Origin of the sequence: Salinivibrio sp. MA427 (assembly GCF_001996115.1) — a bacterium.
Classification (GTDB): domain Bacteria; phylum Pseudomonadota; class Gammaproteobacteria; order Enterobacterales; family Vibrionaceae; genus Salinivibrio; species Salinivibrio costicola.
This window is the reverse complement of the sequence record NZ_MUFH01000223.1, coordinates 1-4,467: the sequence shown is the minus strand read 5'-3', so window position 1 is coordinate 4,467 and position 4,467 is coordinate 1. Positions and strand designations below refer to the sequence as shown.

At 43.6% G+C, this 4,467-nt stretch carries 5 protein-coding genes; all 5 read right to left on the bottom strand.

Annotated features, from left to right (window positions below; translation table 11 throughout):
- Positions 1 to 85: 85 nt before the first annotated feature.
- Positions 86 to 757 (bottom strand): sulfotransferase family 2 domain-containing protein, encoded by a 672-nt coding sequence (locus BZG79_RS12185; RefSeq protein ID WP_077774502.1) that lies wholly within the window; start codon positions 755 to 757, stop codon positions 86 to 88.
- 61 nt (positions 758 to 818) lie between these two features.
- Positions 819 to 2,936, bottom strand: a complete 2,118-nt coding sequence (locus BZG79_RS12180; protein ID WP_199877786.1) for a secretin N-terminal domain-containing protein — start codon at positions 2,934 to 2,936, stop codon at positions 819 to 821.
- A gap of 4 nt (positions 2,937 to 2,940) precedes the next feature.
- The gene (locus BZG79_RS12175; protein WP_077774501.1) at positions 2,941 to 3,432 is read right to left on the bottom strand and encodes a hypothetical protein; all 492 of its coding nucleotides are present in this window, start codon (positions 3,430 to 3,432) and stop codon (positions 2,941 to 2,943) included.
- On the bottom strand, positions 3,429 to 4,070 hold the full coding sequence (locus tag BZG79_RS12170; RefSeq protein ID WP_077774500.1) for a hypothetical protein: 642 nt from the start codon (positions 4,068 to 4,070) through the stop codon (positions 3,429 to 3,431). The genes BZG79_RS12175 and BZG79_RS12170 overlap by 4 nt, the downstream gene beginning before the upstream one ends.
- Positions 4,071 to 4,467: hypothetical protein (locus tag BZG79_RS12165; RefSeq protein WP_077774499.1), on the bottom strand; the 397-nt coding region annotated here is incomplete at its 5' end.

Sequence of the window (4,467 nt, the reverse complement as noted above, 5' to 3'; positions counted from 1 at the left end):
CTTAAAGAAGATATCGACTATATTGAACAGTTTCGTTTAGAGAAAACGACCTAGTGGTCGTTTTCTCCATTTTCTACTGCGTGTATTAGATTCTTTTTTTTCTCATGTCTAACGCTTGTGTATATAGCATCATATCTTGTTCATGAAACGTTTCTATTTCTGAGCGAAGCTTATTACTGATTTCTGGCGTCGTTTTCTTTTGGTTCAGTTTTTTTTCTTCAACGTCGCCGTTTGTCTTTATAATATTGTTAGCAAACCAACAAAGATCGTCTGAGAAATGCTCTGTTATCCCGATAAAATCGAACTTATGGAGTGGAAACGCAAATAAAAACTGATCATAGACATTTCGCATTTCGTTTGAGAAGGCAAAATCTTCCAGTGTCCAGTTCTCTTCTACCACTCTTTTGTGTAACGGCGCAGCGTTCTCATTATACGCCGAAAGCCAAAAGAAATAGTGTGAAACAAGCCTCTCTACTGGATGACGCATCCAAGTAATAAATTGAGTACTTTCACAAGGCAACAACCCGTATTTAACCGGTAAAAAATGGCCATGAACGCATGCCACCTTAGACGCGGGATCACGATATTGTTGCTCGTAGTGTAAAGCATCATTCAATGCTTTTCGGTTTCTTTCCTCTACCGGCCGATTTAAAGGGATATCATTGTAGTCTCGCATTAGCTGGTCACCATAGACACGCGTGAGTGCATCGAAAAAGCTGGTACCTGCTGTTTTGGGTAGGTGTAAAGATATGATCATAAACGGCTCCAAAAAAAAGCATAGCCGCGGCTATGCTTTCTCTATTTATTTGTATGGTTGACTACTGAATGCTGTCAACATCCTCCATCGGATCCCATCCGGTAAGGTCTTTAAATTCATTGGTATAAAAAACGGCATCTTCCTTCGTATTGATCACGTATGGCGTGAGCAAAAGAACGACTTCGGAACGATTACTGCCCTGGCTTTGGAATTTAAACAGGTTACCAAGGTAGGGAATATCTCCCAATAGCGGGATCTTGTTCTCTGTGGTGGTGGTGTTACTGTTAATTAACCCGCCCATATATACCGTTTGCCCGCTATCTGCCAACAACATAGTTTGTAGCGAACGTGTGTTAATGGAGGTGCCAGACTCGGAGATGTTTGGCGTACTGACTTCTTGACTAATCTCCATTTCTACCAATCCATTTTGATTAATCGATGGTGTGATTTCTAACGTCACACCGGTATTGACAAACTGAGTGGTAAACTTGGTGTTGCCATCTTCGCCTTCGATCTCACCGGTGGTGACCTGAATTTGATCACCGGCATTAATCCGTGCGGTCTCTTGATCTAATGCCAAAATTCTTGGCGTCGCCAGTACTTTTGAGCCTGATTCTTTCAGCAGCGCATTGATATCAAAGTTAGTTTGGCCCAACGCTAAGCTTAAGTTAAGCGAACCGCCTTCAGACGTCCCTTCGCCGATGACAGACAACAGTTTATTGGTGGTGTTGGTTCTACCTGCATCATAATCCCAATTGACACCGACTCTGCTGCTTTCCTCGAGTTTTACTTCCGCAACAATCGCTTGAATCAAAACTTGACGTGGGCGTTGATCAACGTACTCAAGAAGCTGGATAAGACGCTGGTAATCGTTGTATTGTCCGGTAAAAATAATCGCATTCCGTTTCGGATCGACCACCACCCGATAACTGTCTGTTACAACGCTAGCATTGCTGGTCTGTTTTTTATTCGAACGATTTAATCCTTTATTGCCTGGCAATGTGTAATTGTCATCTGAGCCCGATTTTTCCGCCTCTTTAACAATATCAGCACCGGCTTTTTCATCACTCTGTGTTGTTTGTCGCCCGAAAATAGCCGATATCACGCCCCACGCATCGTTCGCTTTGGCATTACGCATATAGTAGACATAAACCCCCTCATTGCCGCTTACCGGCTTGGGTTTATCTATACGACTGACCCAGTCTTCTGCATATTTCAACCAGCTTGATGTACTAGCTGTCATTAATAACGTGTTATTTGACATTTTTGTAAGCACAACACCATTTGTGCCATTTTCTTCGTAAACAGGCACGCCTGATGCTTTTAATGCGCGCGTTAGATCGGTCACGATATCGTCAATACCAAGGTAACGTGGCTGTATAAGCTTCATATTGCTGGCCACTTTCTTGGGGACATCAAGCTGCGCTAACATCGTATGGACTTTGTCTATATCATCTTGCCGCGCAACGACCATCAAGGCATTAAGGTGGCGTTGTAATAACACATTGGATCCGCGAGTTTCGCTGATCAGTTGATCAACCAGAATCGAGGCATCGTTTAAAGACAGGTAGTAAATCGGAATAATCTCGGCGACATTACCATACTTCAGCTTTGCGCCTACAGAGTCTGACAATAACACTGGCGCACGACGATCGACTTTATTAGCGGGCAACACTTTCAGTAGACCATCGTCTTGAACCAGTGCAACACCGTTGACTTGTAACACCTCTTCGACCAAACCAAGCATTCGCTCACTCTTAATCGACTGATTAATCCTCAGTGTAATCGGCGTTGAGTTATTGTTAAGAGATTGATCGACTACATAATCTAAACCGAGAACGTCGCCCAACGCTAAATTGATGAAGTGATTCATCGGTACTTTATCCGCATTCAGACTCACTGAATCTTTAGGTAGCTGAATACCGGCTTGCTTCGCCTCATCTGACAGTTTGTTTTTATAAATGAGCGGAGCACTGTCTATTTTTCCTTTACTCGCATTTGATGTGTTGCTCCCCCTGTTCTCATCAACAAGAACACTGTCATTTTTTTGTGTTATAGGACGCGCATCAATGCGATCAACAGTTGGATTGTTTGATACTGACGTACAGCCATTGAGTACCAAGATAGAAACCACGGCGAGAGTGAGAGGCCTTATCGGGTTACGCTTTCTCTTTTTCAAAACATTATTCATCATCTTGGCCTTTAAGCTGAATATTTTGTGTAGGGAATAATACAAAGTCTTTAGTTCGTTCCATTGTGTCTATCACTTGAACGCGCGTTGGAGTGATCTTATTCACTGTTTGTTCATCATTAATACGCTCCCCTTCCGAGACCGTAATCTTACTATTACCTTGAATAAACACCGCTTGTTGTTGCGCATTGGTCGAGATGATACTCACAAGGTTAAGCGGCTCGTTGCGCTCTTTTTTCGGTGCGTCAACTTTCGCTGTCTCAGCATTCGAACGTCCACGCCCTTCAACAAACAAGTTCCCGGGGGCATTAGACGGTAAACGATAAGGCTTGAACAACTGATCACGTTCAATGGTATGCGTCGCAAAGGTATTATTAACGTTGCCGCTTGGCGACGTCGACCACCAAGACACCAAGATGACGGCGCCCATGCACAGCAAACCAACGATGACTCTATTTTTGTATTCTAGCACGCGACTGATCATCGATTCACCGCCCTTTGTTGCTGCTTCAATTGTTCAATGGACAGAGATCGAACTGTCCAAATCGTCGCGGACAACTCAAACTGAATGTTTCCATCTCTGTCTCTGGTTGGCTTCAAATCGATGGTGTCCGGTATAAAAAGCGTTTTTTCACTCGCCATTTTATACAGTAAGTCACTTACTTCTTGGCTAGAGCCAACCCAGCCCCAGCGACTCGGTACCTTCTCTCCCACCCACGCAAGATCGCTAGGATCACCAAATCGCCGCGTATCGAAGCGTAAACCAAGCGGCTGATACATGCTCTCAATTTTGTTTAAAGATATCGATAATGCGCGATTAAATGATGGTGCGTCAATTAACATTGCCTGAGTGTCACTGTATAGCGCATTGAGTGTTTGATGGTTTTTTTCAATCGCCGAACGGTTCTCACTCAACCTAATCAGCGCTTGCTCTCTATCAAGTTTATCAACCAATTTCACCGCTTGATCATCACGCCAAGCCAAATAAGGGGCCGTGATAAACATGAAAAAGAACAGAATAAGGATGGCTAGCACAGACCATTGCATCACAAGGCTGTTATCAAATTCTTTTCTCAGTTGGCTCTGGGGACCTAATAACTTGTTGAAATAATCACTTAACATTCACTGAATCCCCAACTCCATTTTAAAAGCTTGCCGATCGTCGTCTTTTATTGGCACCACGTCTCCGATGAGTCGTGCACTTTCGACCCCGTTGAACGTTGTCACAACATCAATCACTTTGAGGGGTTCCAACGCTTTTCCTGTGATGACCAGTGCGTCTGATGAATAGGTCAGTTGACTCAGCACGACGTCTTTGGGTAACTGTTCCAACATCATGTTGATAATATGGGCGAGCTGGTGCTGTTCTTGCTTTAAAGACGCAATCGCGTTTACAACGCGTAACGTGTCCGCATCTTGAGAGCGTATTTTAACGAGGTCTGCAGTTTCACTCTGCAATACAGTTAAACTGTCTGATACGCGCGAATTTTTATATTGGATAATAGAATAATCAATAATC